This is a genomic window from Sporomusa sp. GT1 (assembly GCF_014634905.1).
Classification (GTDB): Bacteria; Bacillota; Negativicutes; order Sporomusales; family Sporomusaceae; genus Sporomusa; species Sporomusa sphaeroides.
In genome coordinates, this window is sequence record NZ_BMBX01000041.1 from 1 (window position 1) to 21791 (window position 21791).

The 21791-nt window shown below is 47.2% G+C and carries 19 protein-coding genes; 12 read left to right on the forward strand and 7 right to left on the reverse strand.

Features of this window, described 5'->3' with window-relative positions; all coding sequences use genetic code 11:
• Window positions 1-194 precede the first annotated feature (194 nt).
• Window positions 195-686 (reverse strand): rubrerythrin family protein, encoded by a 492-nt coding sequence (locus tag GT1_RS21020; protein WP_188400363.1) that lies wholly within the window; start codon window positions 684-686, stop codon window positions 195-197.
• 158 nt (window positions 687-844) lie between these two features.
• Window positions 845-1294, reverse strand: coding sequence for an adenosylmethionine decarboxylase (gene speD, locus GT1_RS21025; RefSeq protein ID WP_223226417.1), 450 nt, complete (start codon window positions 1292-1294; stop codon window positions 845-847).
• 361 nt (window positions 1295-1655) lie between these two features.
• Here speD and GT1_RS21030 point away from each other — a divergent pair, with 361 nt between their 5' ends.
• The 8 genes from GT1_RS21030 (at window position 1656) to disA (ending at window position 10595) form a co-directional block, all read left to right on the forward strand.
• Window positions 1656-2594 carry a nitronate monooxygenase gene (locus GT1_RS21030; protein WP_188400364.1) on the forward strand — a complete coding sequence of 313 codons (939 nt, stop codon included), beginning with the start codon at window positions 1656-1658 and terminating at the stop codon, window positions 2592-2594.
• Window positions 2595-2703: 109 nt separating this feature from the next.
• On the forward strand, window positions 2704-3231 hold the full coding sequence (locus tag GT1_RS21035) for a hypothetical protein (RefSeq protein ID WP_223226418.1): 528 nt from the start codon (window positions 2704-2706) through the stop codon (window positions 3229-3231).
• A 225-nt stretch (window positions 3232-3456) separates the two neighbouring features.
• The gene (locus tag GT1_RS21040; protein WP_075752728.1) at window positions 3457-3906 is read left to right on the forward strand and encodes a CtsR family transcriptional regulator; all 450 of its coding nucleotides are present in this window, start codon (window positions 3457-3459) and stop codon (window positions 3904-3906) included.
• A 17-nt stretch (window positions 3907-3923) separates the two neighbouring features.
• On the forward strand, window positions 3924-4478 hold the full coding sequence (locus GT1_RS21045; RefSeq protein WP_188400366.1) for a UvrB/UvrC motif-containing protein: 555 nt from the start codon (window positions 3924-3926) through the stop codon (window positions 4476-4478).
• A 1-nt stretch (window position 4479) separates the two neighbouring features.
• The gene (locus GT1_RS21050; RefSeq protein ID WP_188400367.1) at window positions 4480-5553 is read left to right on the forward strand and encodes a protein arginine kinase; all 1074 of its coding nucleotides are present in this window, start codon (window positions 4480-4482) and stop codon (window positions 5551-5553) included.
• A 36-nt stretch (window positions 5554-5589) separates the two neighbouring features.
• On the forward strand, window positions 5590-8040 hold the full coding sequence (locus GT1_RS21055; protein WP_188400368.1) for an ATP-dependent Clp protease ATP-binding subunit: 2451 nt from the start codon (window positions 5590-5592) through the stop codon (window positions 8038-8040).
• Window positions 8041-8142: 102 nt separating this feature from the next.
• Complete coding sequence (radA, locus tag GT1_RS21060; protein WP_188400369.1) at window positions 8143-9507, forward strand: DNA repair protein RadA; 1365 nt, start codon at window positions 8143-8145, stop codon at window positions 9505-9507.
• Entirely contained in the window at window positions 9504-10595 is a 1092-nt protein-coding gene (gene disA, locus GT1_RS21065) for a DNA integrity scanning diadenylate cyclase DisA (RefSeq protein WP_075752736.1), read from the forward strand. The genes radA and disA overlap by 4 nt, the downstream gene beginning before the upstream one ends.
• A gap of 19 nt (window positions 10596-10614) precedes the next feature.
• On the opposite strand, the gene GT1_RS21070 is transcribed toward disA, so the two are convergent.
• The 3 genes from GT1_RS21070 to GT1_RS21080 all read right to left on the reverse strand — a co-directional run bounded on the left by GT1_RS21070 (window position 10615) and on the right by GT1_RS21080 (window position 12723).
• A complete protein-coding gene (locus GT1_RS21070) occupies window positions 10615-10935 on the reverse strand; it encodes a stage II sporulation protein P (RefSeq protein WP_075752738.1) in 321 nt (106 codons plus the stop codon).
• A gap of 12 nt (window positions 10936-10947) precedes the next feature.
• Window positions 10948-12120 carry a stage II sporulation protein P gene (gene spoIIP, locus GT1_RS21075; RefSeq protein ID WP_188400370.1) on the reverse strand — a complete coding sequence of 391 codons (1173 nt, stop codon included), beginning with the start codon at window positions 12118-12120 and terminating at the stop codon, window positions 10948-10950.
• Between the two features lie 204 nt (window positions 12121-12324).
• Window positions 12325-12723 carry a DUF1573 domain-containing protein gene (locus GT1_RS21080; protein ID WP_188400371.1) on the reverse strand — a complete coding sequence of 133 codons (399 nt, stop codon included), beginning with the start codon at window positions 12721-12723 and terminating at the stop codon, window positions 12325-12327.
• 295 nt (window positions 12724-13018) lie between these two features.
• Between GT1_RS21080 and GT1_RS21085 the strand changes: the two genes are divergently transcribed.
• Window positions 13019-14146: a PIN/TRAM domain-containing protein gene (locus tag GT1_RS21085; RefSeq protein ID WP_373325746.1), complete on the forward strand. Its 1128-nt coding sequence runs from the start codon at window positions 13019-13021 to the stop codon at window positions 14144-14146.
• A gap of 62 nt (window positions 14147-14208) precedes the next feature.
• On the forward strand, window positions 14209-15384 hold the full coding sequence (gene ispD, locus GT1_RS22685) for a 2-C-methyl-D-erythritol 4-phosphate cytidylyltransferase (RefSeq protein WP_188400372.1): 1176 nt from the start codon (window positions 14209-14211) through the stop codon (window positions 15382-15384).
• 419 nt (window positions 15385-15803) lie between these two features.
• On the opposite strand, the gene GT1_RS21095 is transcribed toward ispD, so the two are convergent.
• Window positions 15804-16100 carry a helix-turn-helix domain-containing protein gene (locus tag GT1_RS21095; protein WP_198930879.1) on the reverse strand — a complete coding sequence of 99 codons (297 nt, stop codon included), beginning with the start codon at window positions 16098-16100 and terminating at the stop codon, window positions 15804-15806.
• Window positions 16101-16289: 189 nt separating this feature from the next.
• Between GT1_RS21095 and GT1_RS21100 the strand changes: the two genes are divergently transcribed.
• A complete protein-coding gene (locus GT1_RS21100; protein WP_188400373.1) occupies window positions 16290-18335 on the forward strand; it encodes a methyl-accepting chemotaxis protein in 2046 nt (681 codons plus the stop codon).
• Window positions 18336-18704: 369 nt separating this feature from the next.
• The gene (locus tag GT1_RS21110; RefSeq protein ID WP_188400375.1) at window positions 18705-20804 is read left to right on the forward strand and encodes an EAL domain-containing protein; all 2100 of its coding nucleotides are present in this window, start codon (window positions 18705-18707) and stop codon (window positions 20802-20804) included.
• A gap of 120 nt (window positions 20805-20924) precedes the next feature.
• On the opposite strand, the gene GT1_RS21115 is transcribed toward GT1_RS21110, so the two are convergent.
• A complete protein-coding gene (locus GT1_RS21115) occupies window positions 20925-21560 on the reverse strand; it encodes a LysE family translocator (protein ID WP_188400376.1) in 636 nt (211 codons plus the stop codon).
• Window positions 21561-21791: the final 231 nt, after the last annotated feature.

Below are 21791 nucleotides of genomic sequence, written 5' to 3' on the forward strand. Positions count from 1 at the left end.
CGAACACAGTAGTTAAGCCCATAAACGCCGAAGGTACTTGGCTGGAAACGGCCTGGGAGATTAGGAAGTTGCTGGTTATAAAAAGCACTCATGAAAATGAGTGCTTTGTGTTTGTATGTTCTGTATTAGGATAATAAAAAACCTGACCACTTAGGTCAGGTTTTTTATTATCTGGTATATGTAAGCCGAAGCCTTTAGCCAACAGTTTTGTAAGCTTGGGCTTTTGCTCCACAGATAGGACATTTTTCAGGAGCTTCTTTTTCGGCAATATGACCACAGACGGTGCAGAGATAGTAGTCAAAAGATTCATTGCTGCCTAAGCTGGCAAGAGCTTTTTGGTAGAGATCGGCGTGAACTTTTTCAGCTTCGTTGGCCAGATGAAAGGCGCGGGCAGCGGTGGTGTTGTTTTCCTCTTTGGCTACTTTAATGAATTCTGGATACATGGTTTCAAACTCGTAGGTTTCGCCTGCGATAGCTGCTTTAAGGTTTTCAGCTGTTGTTTTAATGCCGCCAAGTGCTTTTAATTCGGCATAAGCATGAAGGTGTTCAGCTTCAGCAGCAGCCCGGAATAATTTGGCTGCTTGCGCATGGCCTTCAGCATCGGCTTGTTTGGCAAAATACGTATATTTGCGGTTAGCTTGCGATTCGCCGGCAAAAGCGGCAGATAGATTTTTGTCAGTGCTCATTAAAAAATTCCTCCTTGAAATTAACTCAGTATAATTATCTAAGGATTATTATTATCCATTTTGCTTTGTTTGTCAATAGTTTAGCCAAATTTTATATATTTATTTAGCAAAAATGGGCAACTAGCAGGTAGTTGTCCATTTTCTATCCACATTTTCCATTATTTCTTACGTAAATAGCTCCATACTTTAGCGCTGGTATTACGCACACGGCGTAACGGGGCAATACTGATCCGGATTCTTGGTTTCATATCTTTTTGTGAGCCGAAGTCACCGCGCACAAAGTTGGTGGTTTTAGTTTTTTCCGGCTTTAGCACCTTTTTCAATACCAAAAGAGCTCTATCGGGACGGCTATAGTCGCCGCAGCTAAAGATGTCAACAGCGGCATAACCAAGCTCTGGATACGTGTGAATGCTTATATGGCAATGGTTTAGTAATGCCAATACTGTCAGCCCCTGAGGCTCAAACTTATGGTACGATAAATTAAGTAGTGTCATATTGGCTTCTTCAATGGCTGCTAGTATAGCGGTTTTTATGAGTTCAAAGTTATCCAGATTGTCAAAATTGCAACCATACATGTCTACTGACAGATGTCTTCCAATGGCTCTCACAATTATCGCCCCTTTATGGTTAATTATGTAATTTTAAGATAGAATAAACTTATATCATACTATTCAGATATAATTTATACAATACTTCATTATAGTTATATTATACAAAATTGTAAAGGGTTATTTCACCCTAACAGAAAATATAACTTTCTTAAAAACAGGATAAGGGCAACATCGGCTTCCACCGTCGCCAAAGGCTCGGTGCAAGCCGTGTTTTCTTTATAAATTCAGGACAAACTATAGAATGACTTTTCCATAACAGCCGTGCTTTATGTCTGACTTTAGGGCCGTATAGCAGGATTTGTTTGGCAACTGGTGAAGAAAATAGATAGAGGTATTTTTGAAAGGAGATATGCAGAGCATGAATACGAAACTAACTAAGTTGCTTGCCATTAGATATCCTATTATTCAAGGAGGTATGGCCTGGATTTCTGACGCTAAATTGGCTGCTGCTGTTTCCCAGGCTGGTGGTGCCGGTATAATTGCGTCCGGTGGACGTGATGCCAGTTATATAAGAGAACATATTCGTTTGGCTAAACAACTTACTGATAAACCATTTGGGGTTAATGTACAATTAATGGCTGACAATAAAGAGGCCATTGTGGATGTTATTTGTGAGGAGAAACCGGCGTTTGTTACCCTGGGCGCAGGTAATCCTATTCCGTACTTCGAAAGGCTTGCTCAGGCCGGGGTCAAGAAGATTCCGGTTGTTCCCAGTGTTAAGCTGGCTAAACGGGTGGAAGACAGCGGTGCTGACGCTATTATAGTTGAAGGCATGGAGGCCGGTGGCCATATTGGCGTATTGACCAGTATGGCGCTTATGACTCAGGTTATTCCGCAAATCACTATCCCGGTCATTGCCGCCGGCGGCTTTGCTGATGGCCGGGGGCTGGCAGCCGCTCTTGTTATGGGAGCCGCCGGTGTTCAAATGGGCACCCGGTTTTTAGTGGCCGAGGAATGCGGGGTTCATCCTAATGTTAAACAGAAGTTAATTAATGCTGTAGATACCGATAGTGTGGTTACAGGCCTGCTAGCCGGGCATGGTGTCCGTGGACTCAGAAATGCATTTACGGATAAGTTTTTGACTCTGGAACGCCAGTGTGCACCTCAAGCGGAACTGGATAAGCTGGCTACCGGTACTAACCGCCTGGCTGCTGTTGAAGGTGATGTGGATAATGGGGCCGTATTGGCTGGCCAAAGCTTGTTGCCGCTGAAAAAGGTAGAGCCGGCCGCTATAATTGTAGAAGCTATAATGAAGGAAGCGCGTGACGTGTTAGCAAATGCTCCTAATTTGCTGTAATGTCATGCTGTAAGTCAAAGGGCAGTGCCAATAAGCACTGCTCTTTGACTTACATACTGGTGTTGTATTGGAGCACAATAGCAGTATAGGGATAATGGCAGGAGGAAAAATGCATACTCTCCATCACGGCTTTTGGATTTATTTTTTTACCAGACACCACCCTAAGGTTTGGCAGTTTGTATTGGGCTCCATGCTGCCTGATTATATTTATGTGGTATTACTGATTATTATCATGGCTAATGGCTATGTGACCTGGCCGGAGCTTGGCAATCTAAGTCCCAGGGTGCTGATGGGCTTTGTATCCCAATTTCCCTGGGTAGTTAAAATTGATCTGATTGGCCACTCGGTGCCCATTTGGCTCGGCTGTCTGCTGCTCAGTTTTTTGCCGGGGATTAAACACTTCCGGCCGTTCATTATCGGCTGGGGTACACATCTGCTATTTGATGCGCTTACCCATGGCGCGTATTCTAATTTTTATTTTTATCCGCTGGCAGCTTACACAGTAGAAAGTCCGGTGTCCTACTGGGAAGGCAATCATTGGTTTCGGGAATTTGGCTATGTTAATACCGGACTTATGACGGTGGTTGCCATATATTTGGTTTATGAGTGGTGGAAAAAACGAAAAAGCATTCAATGATTACATAGCAGGCATTCATGTGCCGTGAAATCTGTAGATTTGCCAGAGGACAGCAGAATGACTTAGTAATGCTTATAACAAACACGATATTTGGCAATAATCGTTACTGATTAGTTTTTAAGGCTGATTTTGGGTAAATAATGGGCTTGCAATTAGGAAAAGGTCAAAGTAGAATAAAGTCAAAAGGTCAGTAAAAGTCAGTGATAGATGGCGGGAGGTGGGAATGTGAGCAACTTAGCCGATACTATTGAACAATGGATTTTGCGTCAGATATCACATCAACAGGATGAGATCGTCATTTTGCGGCGCAATGAAATGGCGGAAACGCTTGATTGTGCGCCTTCGCAGATTAGTTATGTGCTTAGCACACGCTTTACGTTAGAACGCGGTTTTATCGTCGAGTCCCGGCGTGGCTCAGGCGGCTTTGTCCGGATTGCCCGCATCCCGGTGCAGACTATTGTCTTCCAGGATGCCGCAAAGCAGATTGATGAGGATTTGAGTTTGGAAGAGGTAAAAGCAATTGTTGTACGCCTGAAGAATCATAATCTCATGACAAACCGTGAGGCTGCGTTGATTTATAAATGTTTTGCCTTCCTTTATGAGCGGCTGGAACCGCGAGAGCGCGTGCCGCTGCTGCGATCGCTCCTGATGACGTTAGCCGATCAAAATGAATGAGTACGGAGGCGATAGGTGTGTTATGTGAAGAATGCCAAAAAGAAACTGCCTGTGTGCACATTACCAAAATTATTAATCAGCAAAAGATTGAAAAGCATTTGTGTGAACAGTGTGCGCAAAAATCAGGCGAGATGATGGGCAAAAACATCAACAATCTCATAAGTAATAAATTTTCTATCCATGATTTTCTCAAAGATATGTTTAATTATACAGTGCCGGATAATGCCCGGAGCAGCTTAGCGCCTGTTTGCTCAGAGTGTGGTCTGAGTTATAGTGAGTTCAGCCGCAGCGGCAAATTTGGCTGCAGTGCTTGTTATCAGGCCTTTGGTGGACAGTTGGAGCCGCTGATTAAACGTATGCATGGTACGGCTGCCCATACCGGCAAGGTGCCGAAACGCGCCGGTGTTAAATTTAGCCTGCAGCAGCGCATTAAACACCTGCGCCAAGATTTGGAACAGCATGTCAATTGTGAAGAATATGAGCAGGCAGCCAAGCTAAGGGACGAAATCAGAGCATTGGAAAGACAGCTTGCCGAACCGGAGGCCAGGCTGGGCATGAGTGAGGAGGAATAGCATGACTACTATCGTGGAAAACTTGCTAAATCAGCCGCTTGTACCCTGGTTGAGCGGAGCCGGTCCGGAAGGCGAAATTGTGTTATCCAGCCGAATCCGCTTGGCTCGCAACTTAAGAAGTCAGCCTTTTCCCGGCCGTGCTTCTGCTGCCGAACTGGGCGAGATTGTCGCAGCGTTACAACAGGTACCGGCAGAGCTTGGCGAGGCCGACGGTCATAAATACGAATTGGCAGCCCTTGACGGGTTGTCGCCACTGGCAAGGAATGTATTGGTGGAAAAGCACATTGTTAGTCCCAGTCATATAACAGACCCCGAAAATCGTGCGCTCATTGTCCGTGACGATGCCAGTGTCAGTATTATGGTTAATGAAGAAGACCACCTGCGTTTGCAGTGTTTGGAGGCCGGACTTAATCTTGGCGATGCGCTGGATAAGGCCAATGCCGTTGATGATATTATTGAAGCTAAGCACGATGTTGCGTTTATGGATACTATCGGCTATCTTACCGCTTGTCCCACTAATATCGGTACCGGCCTGCGGGCCTCGGTAATGGTTCATTTACCTGCCTTGGTATTAACCAAACAGATGGGGCGCATGGTGGCTATAGCCACCCAATTGGGTCTAACGGTGCGTGGCTTATATGGGGAGGGCTCTGAGGCGGCCGGCAATGTTTTTCAAATATCCAACCAGGTTACTTTGGGCCGTAATGAACAAGATATTGTTACCAGTTTAAACGGGGTTGTCAAACATATCGTGGATAAGGAACGTATGGCCAGAGAGCTGCTGCTCAATGAGTCGCCCGATCTGCTGGCTGACAGGGTATGGCGGGCGTATGGCGTACTCCGTTATGCCCAAAGCATTTGTGCCAATGAAGCTCTGTCGCTGTTGAGCGAGGTGCGGCTGGGGATTGATCTGGGGGTTATTGACGAAGTACTGCCTGAAGTATTTACCAAGCTATTGGTAATGACCAGGCCAAGTTTCTTGCAGAATTTGGCGGGTGATACCGTCTTGCACCAAGCCGACAGCAATAAATTACGGGCCAAACTAATTCGTTCAAGCTTGCAAAAATCGCAATGACTGCTATAAGCTGACAGCATAAAGGAGGGAAAGACATTGTTTAACAGATTTACCGACAGAGCCCGCAAAGTATTAATACTGGCACAGCAGGAAGCGGCCAGATACGGACATGGATATATCGGCACCGAGCATTTGCTGCTGGGACTTTTGCGCGAAGGCGAGGGTGTAGCCGCTAAGGCACTGGCTTCGCTGGGATTAGAGGTGGATTCCGTACGGGAACAGGTAGAAACCATTCTGGGTACCGGCCAGGAGCAAGCCAACGATATCGGTTATACGCCGCGGGCCAAGAAAGTCATTGAACTGGCAATGGAGGAAGCCTTGCGGCTGGGTCATAATTATGTGGGAACAGAACATATTCTGCTGGGGCTGATCCGGGAGGGAGAAGGTATTGCCGCTCAGGTACTGACAGGCATGGGGGTAGACATTAACCTCATGCGTCAGCGGGTCATTGAAATGCTGGGTGGTTTTGCGATGTCAGGGCAGACGCCCCAGCCCAAAGTGCAGGGAGCTAAACCAGCGGCAGCCAGTAATACCCCGCTATTGGATGAATTCGGCCGTGATCTGAATAAAATGTCGCAGGAAGGCAAGATTGATCCTGTTATCGGCCGTGATGCCGAGATTGAGCGGGTTATTCAGATTACCCTCAGACGCACTAAAAACAATCCGGTGCTGATTGGCGAACCGGGGGTTGGCAAGACCGCTATTGCCGAAGGCTTGGCCAGACGCATTGTTGAAGGTCAGGTGCCCGAAATTCTGCGTAATAAACGCGTTGTTTCCCTCAATATGGCGTCCATAGTGGCTGGTACCAAGTACCGGGGTGAGTTTGAAGAACGTCTGAAAAAGGTAATTGACGAAATTCGTGAAGCCGGCAATATCGTATTGTTCATTGATGAGCTGCACACGCTGATCGGTGCCGGTGCTGCCGAGGGAGCCATTGATGCGGCCAATATCCTGAAGCCGGCATTAGCCCGGGGCGAATTGCAGGTTATTGGCGCAACCACTCTCAATGAGTATAAAAAATATATAGAAAAAGATGCGGCGCTGGAACGGCGCTTCCAACCCATCACGGTTGGCGAACCGGCTGTGGAAGATGCCATTGCCATCTTAAAAGGGATCAGGGACAAATATGAGGCCTTTCACCGGGCGCAAATTACCGATGAGGCCATTGACGCGGCGGTAAATCTGTCTCACCGGTATATTTCTGACAGGTTTTTGCCTGACAAAGCCATTGACTTAATGGATGAGGCCGCCTCACGGGTACGTTTGCAGGCATTTTCCATTCCGCCTGATGTCAAAGAAATAGAAAAACGCTTGGAACAGGTCCGGACGGAAAAGGAGGGGGCCATTGCCGCGCAGGAATTTGAGCGGGCAGCCAGCCTTCGCGATATGGAGCAGCAGATCCGTGAAGAGCTTGGCGGCAAGCAAAAGCAGGCAAAACAGCGCGGTAATGAACGTATTGTTGTTACCGCTGAGGATATTGCCCATGTGGTGTCTACCTGGACGCGCATTCCGGTTAAGAAATTAGCCGAAGAAGAATCCGAACGGCTGCTGAAGCTGGAGGAAATTCTCCATAACCGGCTGGTCGGCCAGCATGAGGCCGTGCAGGCGGTAGCCCGTGCCGTACGCCGCGCCAGAGCCGGACTTAAAGATCCTAAACGGCCTATTGGTTCCTTCCTGTTTCTGGGGCCGACAGGGGTGGGCAAAACCGAGCTGTCACGCGCTTTGGCCGAGGCCTTATTCGGAGATGAAACCGCGATGATTCGTCTCGATATGTCTGAGTATATGGAAAAACACACGGTGTCCCGGCTTGTCGGCGCTCCTCCCGGCTATGTCGGCTACGAAGAGGGCGGTCAATTGACTGACGCCGTACGCCGCAAACCCTATTCGGTTATTCTTTTGGATGAAATCGAAAAAGCCCATTATGATGTTTTCAATATGTTGCTGCAAGTACTGGAAGACGGCCGTTTAACCGATAGTCAGGGCCGGACGGTTGATTTTAAGAATACTGTCATTATCATGACCTCTAATGTTGGTTCACAGCATTTGAAAAAAGATGCGGCCGCGCTTGGCTTTTTATCAGGCGAACGCGCTAAAGCCAATGAGGGGGAAGCAGCTAAAAGCCGGGTATTGGATGAGGTCAAGCGGGTATTTAGACCGGAATTTTTAAACCGGATTGATGAGATCATAGTCTTTAGCAGCCTGACTGACGATGACCTTAAGCAAATTGTAGAGATCATGCTTCAGGAGGTAACCAAACGCCTGGTTCATGCTAATCTTAAGCTTGAACTGAGCGATTCAGCCAAGCAGGAATTAGTAAAAGAAGGCCGTGATCACGCTTTTGGTGCCCGGCCGCTGCGTCGTGCCATTCAAAAAATGATCGAGGACGAAGTATCTGAGATGATTATCAGGCAATCCATAACCGGCGGTGATACGGTACTTGTGGATGCAGCTGAGAATGGTAAATTAAAGTTTGCCAAAAAAGCCTAATTAGCAGGAAAATTGGCTTATAAGCGCGAAAAAGCACTCAAAATGAGTGCTTTTCGCTGTATTACCAGCATTGCCGCTGATAGGTTAAAAGGAGAATTCGTTTTGTCCAAAATTAAAACAAAATTTGTGTGCCAGGAATGTGGTTCAGAAGCAAGTAAATGGCTGGGACGATGTCCGGGCTGCGGTGAGTGGAATACCATGGCAGAGGAGGTGGCTGTCAAAAAGTCCGAAGCCCGTTTGACAGCAGCACCTGCGCCGAAACCGCGTCCCATTAATATGGTAGATACGTCGGCTATGCCGCGGTTGTTAACAGGTATAAGTGAATTTGACCGGGTAATTGGCGGCGGCATAGTACCCGGTGCGCTGCTCTTAATTGGCGGTGACCCGGGGATTGGCAAATCGACGCTGCTCTTACAGGTAGCCGCAGGTATTGCCAATGCCTATGGGCCTGTTTTGTACATATCTGGTGAAGAATCAGCAGCCCAAATTAAAATAAGAGCCGAAAGACTGGGAAAAATAAGTAATAATTTGTTAATTTTTACAGAGAATAACCTAGAGACCATTGTCCTGGAGGCATTACAGCAAAAACCGGCTTTTGTTATCATTGATTCCATTCAGACGATGTTTAGTCCGGAGATTCCGTCAGCTCCGGGCAGTGTCGGCCAGGTCAGGGAAAGTACCGGCAAACTGATGCGCTTTGCCAAAGAAAGCGGCATTCCCACAGCAATCATCGGCCATGTAACCAAAGACGGCAATATTGCCGGACCACGGCTCTTAGAGCACATGGTGGATGTTGTTCTTTATTTTGAAGGCGAACGCAGTTATGCGTTCCGGGTTCTCAGAGCCATTAAGAACCGGTTTGGCTCAACCAACGAAAGTGGTATTTTTTCTATGGAGGAACATGGCCTGGCTGAAGTTGCCAACCCTTCCGGCCTGTTGCTGGCCGAACGGCCGCAGGGTGCCCCCGGCTCGGTAGTATTAGCCTACCTGGAGGGTGTTCGTTCACTGTTAATTGAAATTCAGGCTTTAGTGAGTACTACCTGCTTTGGTATGCCACGCCGTATGGCGGCGGGATTTGACTATAACCGCCTGATTCTGCTCCTGGCAGTACTGGAAAAGCGGGTAGGACTCATGCTGGCTAACCAGGATGCATATGTTAATGCGGTAGGGGGATTTAAAATTGCCGAACCGGCAGCCGATTTACCGGTGGCATTGGCGATAGTGTCAAGCTTTCGCAATATTGCCGTGGATTCGAGTACCGTAGTTATGGGAGAAGTGGGCCTTACCGGCGAAGTTCGGATGATTAGCCGGGCTGAAGCCAGAATTACCGAGGCAGCAGCCCTCGGTTTCAAACGTTTTGTCATTCCTGCCGGGAATATTTCCGGCCTTAAGTTGCCCCGGACAGCAGGGCTGGATATTATTGGTGTTGCTAGTGTCAGCGAGGCCATGGAGGCGGTATTTGTATGATAAAAAGCCGGGAAGAACGCTCAGAACGTTTATGGGATTCCCGTTTTGTCAAAACCATAAAAACATTGGCGCCAGGTTCACCCATCAGAGATGGCCTGGAAAATATTCTTAGAGCTAAGATGGGAGCCTTGGTGCTGGTGGGGGATAACCCGGCCACACTTGAAATTGTTGATGGCGGGTTTGAGCTAAATTCAGAGTATACACCGGCCGGTTTTTATGAACTGGCTAAAATGGATGGAGCCATCGTGCTCTCCCAGGACGGTAAACGAATCTTGTCTGCCAATACCCAGCTGATGCCTGATCCAAGTATTCCAACCACTGAAACCGGCACACGCCATCGTACCGCCGAACGGGCGGCCAAACAGACCGGTGCGCTGGTGGTAGCCATTTCCCAGCGCCGTAATATTATTACCGTATACCTGGGGCAATTGCGGTACACGCTGAAGGATATTCCGGTAATACTCAATCGCGCCAATCAGGCACTGCAAACCTTGGAAAAGTATCGCAATGTGCTGGATAAAGGTCTTACTAATTTAAGTGCGCTGGAATTTGAAGAATTGGTCACCCTCTATGATGTGGCTCTTGTGCTTATCCGGGCCGAGCAGGTCAACCGGATTGCGATGGAAATTGAACGTAATGTGATTGAACTGGGCTCAGAAGGCAAACTGGTCAGTATGCAGATGGAAGAACTTATTTCCGGCGTAGATGTCGCCGCCTTATTAATTAAAGATTATTGCAATACTACTGAGTTAAAAGACTATGAACTGGTAAGAGAACAAATTGCCGAACTGCCTGAAGAGAACCTTGAGCCGTTCACGATATGCCGGATGCTGGGATATGGTGTTAGTCCCACCGCCATGGATATTCCTGTTGTGCCACGCGGCTACCGGGTGCTGAGACAGATTTCCCGCCTGCCGCTCTTAGTAGGGGAAAAGCTGGTGACGCATTTTAAAACCTTGCAGCGGATTTATAATGCCAGCCTGGCAGAGCTTGATGAAGTGGAAGGCATTGGCGAAGTGCGGGCCAAAGCAGTAAAAGACGGACTAAAGAGGGTGCGGGAGCAGGCCCTTTTAGACCGCCATCTGTAGGCCGGTAGCTTTATGTTGGTCACTTCTGATATAACTCTAAATTTAAGTCTTCCACAAACCGGGCGTAAGCCTGGTTTTCTTCTACTTTGACAATTTTGTAGCGTTTGTTTTTATCACTGATCAGTTCGTCGCCAACGCTGACCACCAGCGGGACATACATCAGGACTTCGTTGGTAGCTTCATCATGTATAATATAGTGGTCATACATTTTTTGCGGGGCTTGTTCGGGCTTTTGCTGAGTGGAAAACAGGCTAAGGGGCAGATAATGAAGCACTCCTGCCGTGGCAACGGCAGCTAAAACCAGGAAGCAAACCAGTTTGATCAAAAACTTTTTACTCAAACGGCTTCCCCCTTACTTTTTCCGTTTTTTACGCGGCCCTAAAAAATTAGTGAATTCATATTTAAAAAAGTGATGGAGCTTTTTCTTGGCTTCTTGCCAATTGCCGGTGCTAAGAAACAGAAAGGCAGCTATGCCAACAGTTAATACCGCCACCATTACCAAAATATCATACCCGGGGGCTGTGTCGGTAGGAACATAAGAAGTGGCCGTACCACCGGTATTATTATCGTTTATTTCCGTATAGGTACCAGCCTGACCGGCCTCGGCTTTGCCGCCGCTATTGCCGCCGGGCGGTCCCAGAAACGAAGGGACTACATTGGCAAATAATGTAATACTGCGCTCGGCAGCTTCGCGGCTATTATGCTCGGTTCCTACTTCCACTAATATTGCTCTGGGACTTAAATCCTGATTGTAATTACCACGGGCAATGAATATGCCGCGGATAAGCCCGCGATATTTGGCGTCAGTGGCGCGCTTAATGCTTCTGGCAAAGTCCAGGGTGGTTTTTTGATTTTGATTTTGACGTCCCACCACCAGCATCAATTTGCAGACAGACTGTCCATTGATGGTAGTACTGTATACTTTAAGCGGAGCGCTGTCGCGGTGGAGATCAAATAGGGCGATCGGCTGCTGCTGCAAAAGTTTCATGGCAGTACGCCGGGAGCGATGATAGGCATTGGCATCATGCGGGTCATGCAGGGTCTTGGAATGAATAACCTGGTAGCCCAGTTCGGTTAATCTCTTTTCAAAGGCATCGCCGACAAGCATGATTGAGCCTTTGCCTTTTTGAGAAGGTCTGCCGTCAGTAGGAGTATAGGATTCGTCGGTGTGAGTATGATAGATAGCAATTTTGGGCTTAGGTGCATTGGGTGGTGGCGCCTGAACGAAAATTGCGTCATCAGGAGCTTGGGCCGAAACCTTTTCTATGGTCCGGCAGCGGGCTATTGCGCCTTCCACCTCAGTAATTTCATACAAGGTATCATTTTCAGCAATATATTGATCACCTAAGTGAACTTCGTGACCTGTCTGCAGCACAATAATTCCCTGCTCATCCATTACAGTCATATAACCGGAAAGCAATTCGCCGCCGTCTAACAGTTCCGCTTCAGGCAGAGCGGCCGCAGGCAGGCTGCCAAAGCTTAGCACCACTACTACATTCAGTATAATTCGCAAAAAATAGCGCATATTTACCCCCCTTTACCAGTATCATTCCCGCAGGAAAAATGTTTATCCGATAACTAAGCCGTTCTAATACTCCCAGTTTTTTCAAGTGGAGTTAGAACGGCTTAGCCTATTTCAAGCTATATTGTTGTTGCCGGGAAAGCCATATTCATTGATTGCAGGACAAAAAAATACAGCCTTGTGTAAAAGACTGTGTTTCTGTAAGTATCAGGTCAAATGAAAGGCACCCAATGTTTTAACATTTTTGTATTCTTGCTGCATTACCTGGTGCAGAGACAATCCGGTAGCATTACACAAAGCGGCCAGATAAAACATACTGTGGCCTATTTCTGTGGCGATGATTTCCCGGCATTGCGCGCAGGGTTCGCCTACCAGATGGGAAGACATATGCTCTTTGAGTTCGCTGTAGGTTGTTGTTGCGGGAGCCGATTGGCGTGCAGCCGCAACCTGGACGCAGCCGCAGCCGGTGACAGCTTTGGCAACAGCTCTGTTTACCCGGGCCGACGCTTCCTGATATTTTGTCAAAACGTCAAGTACACTGCGGTGGCGGATTAAGTATTCGTCTACAGCAGACTGAAAGTCTGAACAACATTTATTATCATGCATGTTGGGTACACCTCGCTTTGCCTTTATTATATAAACTGCTCTCCCTAGTTGTCAATGTGTGGTGATTAAGAAAGATTTTCTCACATTTGAGACATATTATTGACAAGAGTTAATTATACATGCTACAATAGCTAATTTTGACAAAGGATTACGCAGTATGCTATACTAAAAATTAGTACACCCAAGGTGAAGTTTCATCTGGACGTATTTTTTTATTCAAAGTAGGACATAATTAAAATGTGTGTTTCCACTTTTTGGATGAAATAAATTTTTATTAAGAAAGGAGGTAGAGACTGTGATTGATAAAACACTTAGACTACTGATTACCTTTTTGGCGGCAGTGGGTGGGCTTATGATAACCGATAGGATTATTCCTCTGCTGGCTACTGTCGTAGGTGAAGAATTTTTGAGAATTGGTGTGTTTGGCATTACGATGACTACGATTCTCACATTTGTGTTTGGTGGTTTGGTTGGGGGAATTGTTGGTTTTGTGGTAGCACCGTTGCTCTTAAAATATTTATGGAACTTCACTTACTGGCTGGAGCTACGCTTAAACAAGATGCCTGGATATGATGTTCTGGCAGGTGTCTTGGGGTTAGCCACTGGACTAATAATTTCTAATTTACTTGGACCGGCTTTCATGCCGATTCCTATTGTTGGGAAATATGTTCCGCTGATACTTAGTGTTATTCTGGGATACTTGGGGATCAATGTCGCCATTAGAAAACGCGAGGAATTATTTAATATGTTTTCTAATCTGCCGGCTTTGCCCTGGCTCAGCCGGGATGGCAAAGAGCGGTCAAAGGATAAGACGGACAGCATTTGCCAGGCGAAAATACTGGATACCAGCGTTATTATTGATGGACGTATCGCTGATATTTGTAAAAGCGGATTCATTGAGGGGCCTCTTGTCATCCCGGTGTTTGTTTTGGAAGAACTGCAGCATATCGCTGATTCTTCTGATCTGCTCAAACGCAACCGGGGGCGGCGGGGACTGGATATTTTAAACCGTATGCAGAAAGAACTTGAGCTTAATATACAGATTGACAATCGTGATTTTGATGATATTACTGAAGTAGATTCGAAGCTTATCAAATTAGGTCAGGTGCTCAAGGCCAAAGTCATAACGAATGATTATAACCTGAATAAAGTGGCCGAGCTTCAAGGTGTATCTGTTCTCAATATTAATGAACTGTCTAATGCCGTCAAACCCGTAGTACTGCCAGGGGAAGAAATGGTAGTACATGTAGTAAAGGACGGCAAGGAGTTCGGGCAGGGAGTAGCTTACCTTGATGACGGTACGATGATTGTCGTCGATGGCGGTAAAAAACACATTGGCGAAACGGTCGGAGTACTGGTAACTTCGGTATTGCAGACTGCCGCCGGACGAATGATTTTTGCTAAGCCTAAAGTGCTAATGTAATTATTTGCCTTCAAGCCTCAAAGGCTTGAAGGCTTTTGCAATATAAGGGGGGAGCATAATTTATGGTATGTGTCATTATTGCCGCTGCCGGTCAGGGAAAGCGCATGGGTAGCAGTGTCAATAAAGTCTTTTTGCCGTTAGCTGGCAAGTCTGTGTTGGCGTATTCGGTATTAGCGGCCAGTGCCGCCCGGGGTGTTACCCATATAGTTGTAACGGCAGCACCCGAAGAAACAGCAATAGTTTCCCGGCTGCTGGCAGAGCTGGCTCTGCCGGTTTCCTGGCAGGTTGTCGCCGGCGGCAGCGAACGGCAATATTCTATTGCCAATGCGCTCAGCGTTGTCCCGGACAATACGGCTATGATTATTGTACATGATGGCGCCCGCCCGCTGGCTCAAACGGCGCTGTTTGACCAGGCTGTCGCTGCTGCGCGGCAGCATCAGGCCGCCATTGCAGCCGTACCTGTCAAAGATACGATCAAAGCGGCAGATGACACCGGACTGGTAACAGGTACGCCTGACCGGCGGACCCTGTGGGCGGTACAGACACCCCAGGCCTTTAGTGCCAAGGTGCTTAGAAGTGCCTACCAACAGGCGGCGCAGGACGGGTATCTTGGCACCGATGATGCTGCTCTGGTCGAACGGCTGGGGATTGCGGTCAAGCTTGTTCCCGGCAGCTACGAAAATCTAAAAATCACTACACCGGAAGATTTGCGGTTGGCCGAAGTATTGCTGGCTAAAGAGCAGGAGGTAAAGACGATGATTCGCAGCGGTATTGGCTATGATGTGCACCGGTTGGTGCCTGAACGCAAACTAATTCTTGGCGGGGTGGAGATTCCCTATACATTGGGACTTGACGGTCATTCCGATGCCGATGTGCTGTTGCATGCCATTAAAGACGCGCTCTTGGGAGCGGCCGGCTTAGGCGATATTGGCAGGCATTTTCCCGATACCGACGGCAGGTATAAAGGGATTTCCAGCCTGAAGCTGCTGGTGGAAGTAGGCGCGATATTGAACCGGCACGGCTATTGTGTTAATAATATTGATGCCACCATTGTGGCGCAAAAACCTAAATTAGCTCCGTACATAGCACAAATGAACCAGAATATTGCTGAGGCTTTGCAGCTTGCTGTTGGCCAAGTGAATGTAAAGGCCACCACTACCGAGGGGTTAGGTTTTGCCGGACAGGGCCAGGGCATGGCTGCTTACGCTACGGCGTCCATCACGGCGGCTAAAGTTTAGTAGCGGGAAAGTGAGATTTTAAGAAGATTGAGGAAAAGAGAGAACCCACCCTGGGATAACCAAGGTGGGTTTGATTTTATTCATCGGTTTAACGAAAATGAAACTAAAAAAACTTACCAGTTGATATATATTTCCGTCTGATGTATAATTTGAGTGTAATTTCTCGGTTTTCACAAACTGATTTTACAACAAAAAAATGGCTCCCGGCTACTGCCGGTTGCCATTTTTTTGTTTTGGGGAGCCTTGTTTACTGCGACAGCCCCGTCTTTTCTTGTTATGAATCGGAATTTCGGCGATAGATAAACAGCATGAAGAATTGTTTACTATCGCCGATTTTGCCGTTGCCATTCGCCGCGGAGACGACTGGCAGGATATGTTGGAAAGGTCAGGAAACGCCGGAGTTGTTGCCGGTGCGGTACTTAGGTACGCCCTTTACCCTGTTTGAATTCCAACAGTAGTAGGTTTACAATTTCCAACTGTCTTTCCGTAAGACCGTCAACATAAATAATGTGACGATTGTCATGGCCAAGTAGATAGTCAGTCGTCACTCTGTAGAACAGAGCCAGTTGGCTGAGGACTTCTACGGAAGGGATTCGAATATTGTTTTCATAGCCGTAAATACTGGATTTATGAAGGTTTAATCGTTTGGCTACCTGGGTTTGTGTCAGTTTCTTAGCTTCGCGCAGTTCTCGGAGACGAGCTCCAAAGTCATACATGAACATCCCTCCTTTTATCAGAGTAACCGCTTGACGTAGACTATTGGTAGGCAATATACTTATGTTAGTATTACTAAAAATCTACATATTATGTGTTGTTTTTACCCAATGGCCGGGGAGTAAAGGAGACACTGTTAGTGGAGGCATGGCAGGAAGCTGCTAATTAATCGATGAGGAGATGAACATGTTATGAAGCTTATCCATAGTATACGGTTTCAGTTGATGTGTCTGATCGGTGCTTTGGTCATCGGCACTTTGCTGGTGGTATCCGGTGCCGGCTATTATCTTTCGCAACAATATCTGCGCGAAAGCATGGAGCAGACGGAAGAGGCGGTAGTGGGCAAGGCGGCCGCCTATGTCCAGGCGGAGCTTGCGATGTCCATTACGCAGCTTGAGGATCTTGCCAGCATAGCCAGGCTGCAAAGTGGTGACAAAACGCAGATCCAGCCGGCACTGCAGGAAGCGCACCAGCGGATTGGCAAATTTGATGATATTCTTTTTGCCTCCCTGGATGGTGTAACCATCAACAATGCTGGTTTTTCAATTAACATCAGTGACCGGGAATATTTCCAAAAAGTGATTAATACAAAAAAACCTTATATTTCTGAGATATTCCTGTCACGTACTAACCAGAAACAGGCTGTGGCGCTGTGCGTGCCGGTCAGCCGCAACGGGCAATTGATCGGTGTGTTGTTTGGCATGTATTCTTTGGACAAGTTGCAGCCGATTATACAGGACATCAAATTTAAACAACACGGCTACGGCGCCTTGCTGGAGGATGGCGGCCTGTATTTGGTACACCCCACCCGCCCGGAACTTGCTGGCAACATGAATCTGAAAAACGGTGAAATTTCAGCAGAGCTGAAAAACAAGGGAAATATGATTAATGGCATCGATCCCCGGCTGAGTGCCGCTTTCACGCAAGCTTTAGAGACGGACAGCCGTGTCCGTATGCAGTATAAGCCAACTTCCTCAAATGTTGAACAGGTTGGCTCCTTTATTCCCATTGATATGCCTGGCGACCGACGCTGGATTTTGCTGATGACGACGACGGAAGCTGACGCCACTAGCGAAGTTACGGCATTATCAAGAATGCTTATAGGACTTTCCGGTTTTAGTTTACTACTGGTGTTAGGCTTAACTTTCTGGTCTAGCCGGTCATTTGTCCGCCCGATTTTACACATCAACCAGGTTGCCAAAGAAATCGCCGAAGGTGATTTGCGTGAACGGGTTAAGACGATTCAGTCGCAAAGTGAGCTGGGCGAGCTGGCGGACAACATGCTGCTGATGAACCGCAACCTGCGAGGACTGGTGCAGCAGGTACAGTCCGAGTCCTCGCAAATGGCTGCCGCCAGCGAGGAACTGACAGCAAGTGCTCATCAGTCGGCTGACGCCGCTAATCAGGTCGCTGGCTCCATAACCGAGGTTGCCCGCGCTGCGGATATGCAGTCAGAGCATGCTGCTCAAATCCTGACCATTTCCCGGACCATGACCGAGCAGGTCGCCCAAATGTCTCAGGCGGCAGAGGAAGTGACTGGCGCAGCCGCCGTCACTACCCGGTCGGCTGAGCAGGGAGGGCAGGTTGTGCAGCAAACTATACGGCAAATGAATGAAATCGGTCAGCAAACAGCCGCCATGCAGAACCATATAACCGAGCTTAATACCAGTTCCCGGGATATTCAGGAAATGGTCACCCTGATCTCTACTATCGCCGGACAGACCAATCTGCTGGCCTTAAATGCCGCCATTGAGGCTGCCAGGGCAGGCGAGCAGGGACGCGGCTTCGCTGTTGTTGCCGAAGAAGTTAGGAAACTGGCAGAGGAATCGAATCAAGCCGCGCAAACGATCAATTCGCTGGTGGCGAAAAACGAGACTAATCTTACGCAAGTCGTGGCCGCCGCTCAGAATGGAATCAGCGGCATTCAAAGCGGCATTGCGCTGGCGAATGATACAGGAGAAACCTTTAAACAAATTGAGGATGCCATCCATCGGCTGTCCGGCCAGGTTACGGATATTACTGTTGCAATCCGCCGAATTGCCGAAGAGAATCAGACGCTGGCCGCAGCAATTGAAAACATCGATACTGCCAGCAAAGGAGTGGCGTCTGAGACCCAGTCGGTTTCTGCAGCCACTGAGGAGCAGTCCGCATCGGTGCAGGAAATCGCTTCTTCCAGTCAAAGCCTGGCGAATTTGGCGGCCGATTTAGAGGCTGCAATAGCTAAATTCCAGTTATAATATTGAAACACCTCATTTGGATACTCAAAATAAATAATTATATAGTAATGATAATTACTGGTGTTTTTTTGCCGGCTGTCTGGAATGTCGTCAGAAAAACAGAGGCACATGGATAAGACGTAGTTTAAATAAAGACGCTGACAGGTTATCTTACGCCACTGTCAGCGTCTCTGCTTACTTCCGGGCTGTTCTGTATGCCGCTGATGCCAGGTTTCAGCTTCAGCGTACATGTTTTCGTGTCCCAAATCCAGCGATTGTTCGTGGGGGTAAAATCCTTTGTCAGACATCCTGCTTGTCCCACAGCGATAGATTACCGTGGGGATAAGCATAGATACTCCGGGAATATCAGAGAGAAAAGGTGGTTGTCTTATGCAAAAGATATTAATGGCTATGCTCGACCAGATGCTGGAACTGATATATGTCGTGGACATTGAAACCTACGAGCTTTTATATATCAATTCGGCCGGGCGGGAGAAATATCGGATTGGCGATCGGAAAGGAGCCAAATGCTATAAGCTGCTGCAGGGGCTTGATGAACCCTGTCCTTTTTGTGTCAATGACAGTTTGACGTTTGACAGTGTCTACTCGTGGGAATTCACCAATAAGATACTGTGCAGGCATTTTCTTTTAAAGAACAGGTTTGTGTACTGGAACGGCAGAAAAGCGCGTATACAGATTGCAACAGACATTACAGAACGCGAGTCTGAGCACAGTGAGCTGAAAAATATACAGGAAGACGAACTGATTGTGAAGCACTGCATCGGCCTGCCTTATGAAATGGGAACGTTAAGCAAAGCAATGGACGATGTGCTTAAGCGGACAGGTGGGTATTTTGGCGCAGACAGAGCCTATTTCTTTCAGGCTTCCGGGGACAAGCTTTTCATGACTAGCGAATGGTGTGTGCCGCAGCTCACACCAGAGGAACGATTCCGGGAGATGGACATTTCCCGCTTTGCTCAGTGGAGGGCGCTGTTTGAAACCAAGGAATACATTGTCATAGAAGATATGGAGCAAATGAAGGAACTGGATCAGGCACTACATCAAAGCCTTCGCCTGCGGGGAGTCCGAAACCTGGTGATCATGCCGCTGGAACGGGACGGAAGGCTTGTCGGGGTTGGATGGGTGGAAAACCCTTCTGCGGAAAAAATCGGCAGCATTGTGCCGCTGCTGGTTTCTCTGCGCTATTTCCAGCTATCTGCGATGCACAGGATCGAATACGAAGCGTTTTTGGTAAAGCTGAGTTTTGAGGATAGTCTGACAGGTATTCGTAACCGAAATTGCTATTTACAGGATATTGTAAAGTTTAGGGGCGCCAAAAACATAGGGATTGTGTATGTCAATATAAACAACATGAAAGGTATCAACGACGCATTCGGACATGCATATGGAGACAAAATGCTGACTGAGTGCGCCCGTAGGTTCGAAAAGACTTTCAGTTCGGGTTTTTTTTATCGTATCGGCGGAGACGAGTTTGTTGTGATTTGCAGGGATGTTGCGAAAGCTCAATTTGAGCAGGAGATTCATTCATTTAAGGCACAGTGTGCGGCCAGCACAAATTTCCATGTGGCTGTCGGGTATCAGTGGGCGGAGCGGGCGGACGATATTCAGCACTTGCTGCATACGGCGGAAGCATGGATGTACGAGGATAAGAAGCAGCATTACTGCAAAAGCCTGTCGAGCGACCGTTATCGTCACTATAACGATGATCTGGTTGAACTCGGCGCACTAAAAAAAAGCCTTAAGGAAGGGCGTTTTATCGTATATCTGCAACCTAAGGTATCCTTTGCAGACCGTTCGGTGAGTGGTGCGGAAGCGCTGGTGCGCTATCAGGCGGAGGACGGCACGGTCATAGCGCCGGTACAGTTTTTGCCTGTTCTGGAGGATGCAAAGATCATCAGTATTCTGGACATTTTCATACTTGATTTCATCTGCGCTAAACTCTCCGAGTGGATCAAAGCAGGCAGGCAAATCGTGCCTATATCTGTCAATTTCTCACGGTACACGCTGGCGGAGCAGGATTTTCTCGCTCAATTGAAAGCGATATTTGGCAAATACCGCATTGATAAAAAGTGGGTGATCATTGAGATTACCGAGAGTGTCAAGGGCATAGAAGGAATGGATTTCACCAGCTTGATTGACAGTATCCGGGATGCGGGTTTCGCCATCTCTATCGATGACTTTGGGGTTGGTTATGCAAACCTCTCGCTGTTTGGCTCCACCAACTTCGATGAACTGAAGGTTGACAAAAGTCTTGTGGACAACATTGTGGCGAACAAAAAAACGCAGATGGTCATTGCGTTTATTATGGATATTTGTCGCAGAATGGATATTCGGGTGGTTGCAGAAGGCGTTGAAACGGAAGAACAATTTGGTATATTAAAGCGAAACGGCTGTGAACAGGCACAGGGCTATCTGTTTAGCCGACCAATCCCCATTCAAGAATATGAGGAAAGGTTTCTGGCCTTTTGATAAGTCGCTGACCCCGCAGTGTCCATCACGGCGGCTTAGTTGCCAGCAGCTAAGCTTTTGCTTGTTTTCCCTCGCTGCAAAAAACAGAGGCTTGAATGCCTCTGTTTTTTGCAGGTTATTTTATCTGGAGTCTGGTATCATTAGCTTAATACCCAAGCCAATAAACAATCCTCCTGTTAGCCAACGAAAATACTGTTCTACTTTCTGTTTAGACATTAACCACTGCCGAACAAAGCTTGATGCCTGTGCATAAAAAATAAGGACAATTAAACCCAGTAGAAAGAAAGTAAATCCATATAACAGCATGGTAAAGGCGGCAAACTCACTATTGGCATCAATAAATTGCGGAAAAAAGCTTACAAAAAATATTGCTGTTTTAGGATTTAACGCGGAAGTTAAAAAACCTTTTATAAATAAGTTCTTACACTCTTCTTGCTTAGCCGGTTCAATATCTCCGATAACAGTCTTGTTATTTTGCATAAGTTGAATTCCAATGAACAGCATGTACAGTGCACCGCAGATCTTGATAATACTATAAAGTATGACAGATTGTTGAAGAATAAATGCTAAGCCTAGTGCTGCCGACAACGCATACAATAAATCTCCGGAACTTGCCCCCAATGCCGAAATTAAAGCAGCCCTTCGTCCTTGGGTTATTCCCCGCGTCATAACATACAAAGTATTGGGTCCCGGCATTAGTACTAAGACTAGCGATGCTGCAATAAAAATGGCGAGACTATCCAGGTTAATATTCATGAAACTGCCTTCCCTCATTTTTAGTGTCATTATAACATACTCTCTGCCATCTCAAAATGAGAAGCTAAGATAAATTAACATACCTGCATGTTGCGGACGGCGGCAGGATAACGCCGTCGAATGATTGAAATAGTCCAGAGTACTACCGCAACTAATAGGAGCATTCCTGTAACGAACAAAAAAGAGTTTTGAACAAAAAAGTACCTCCTGTTAGAATACAGGGTGTAAGGC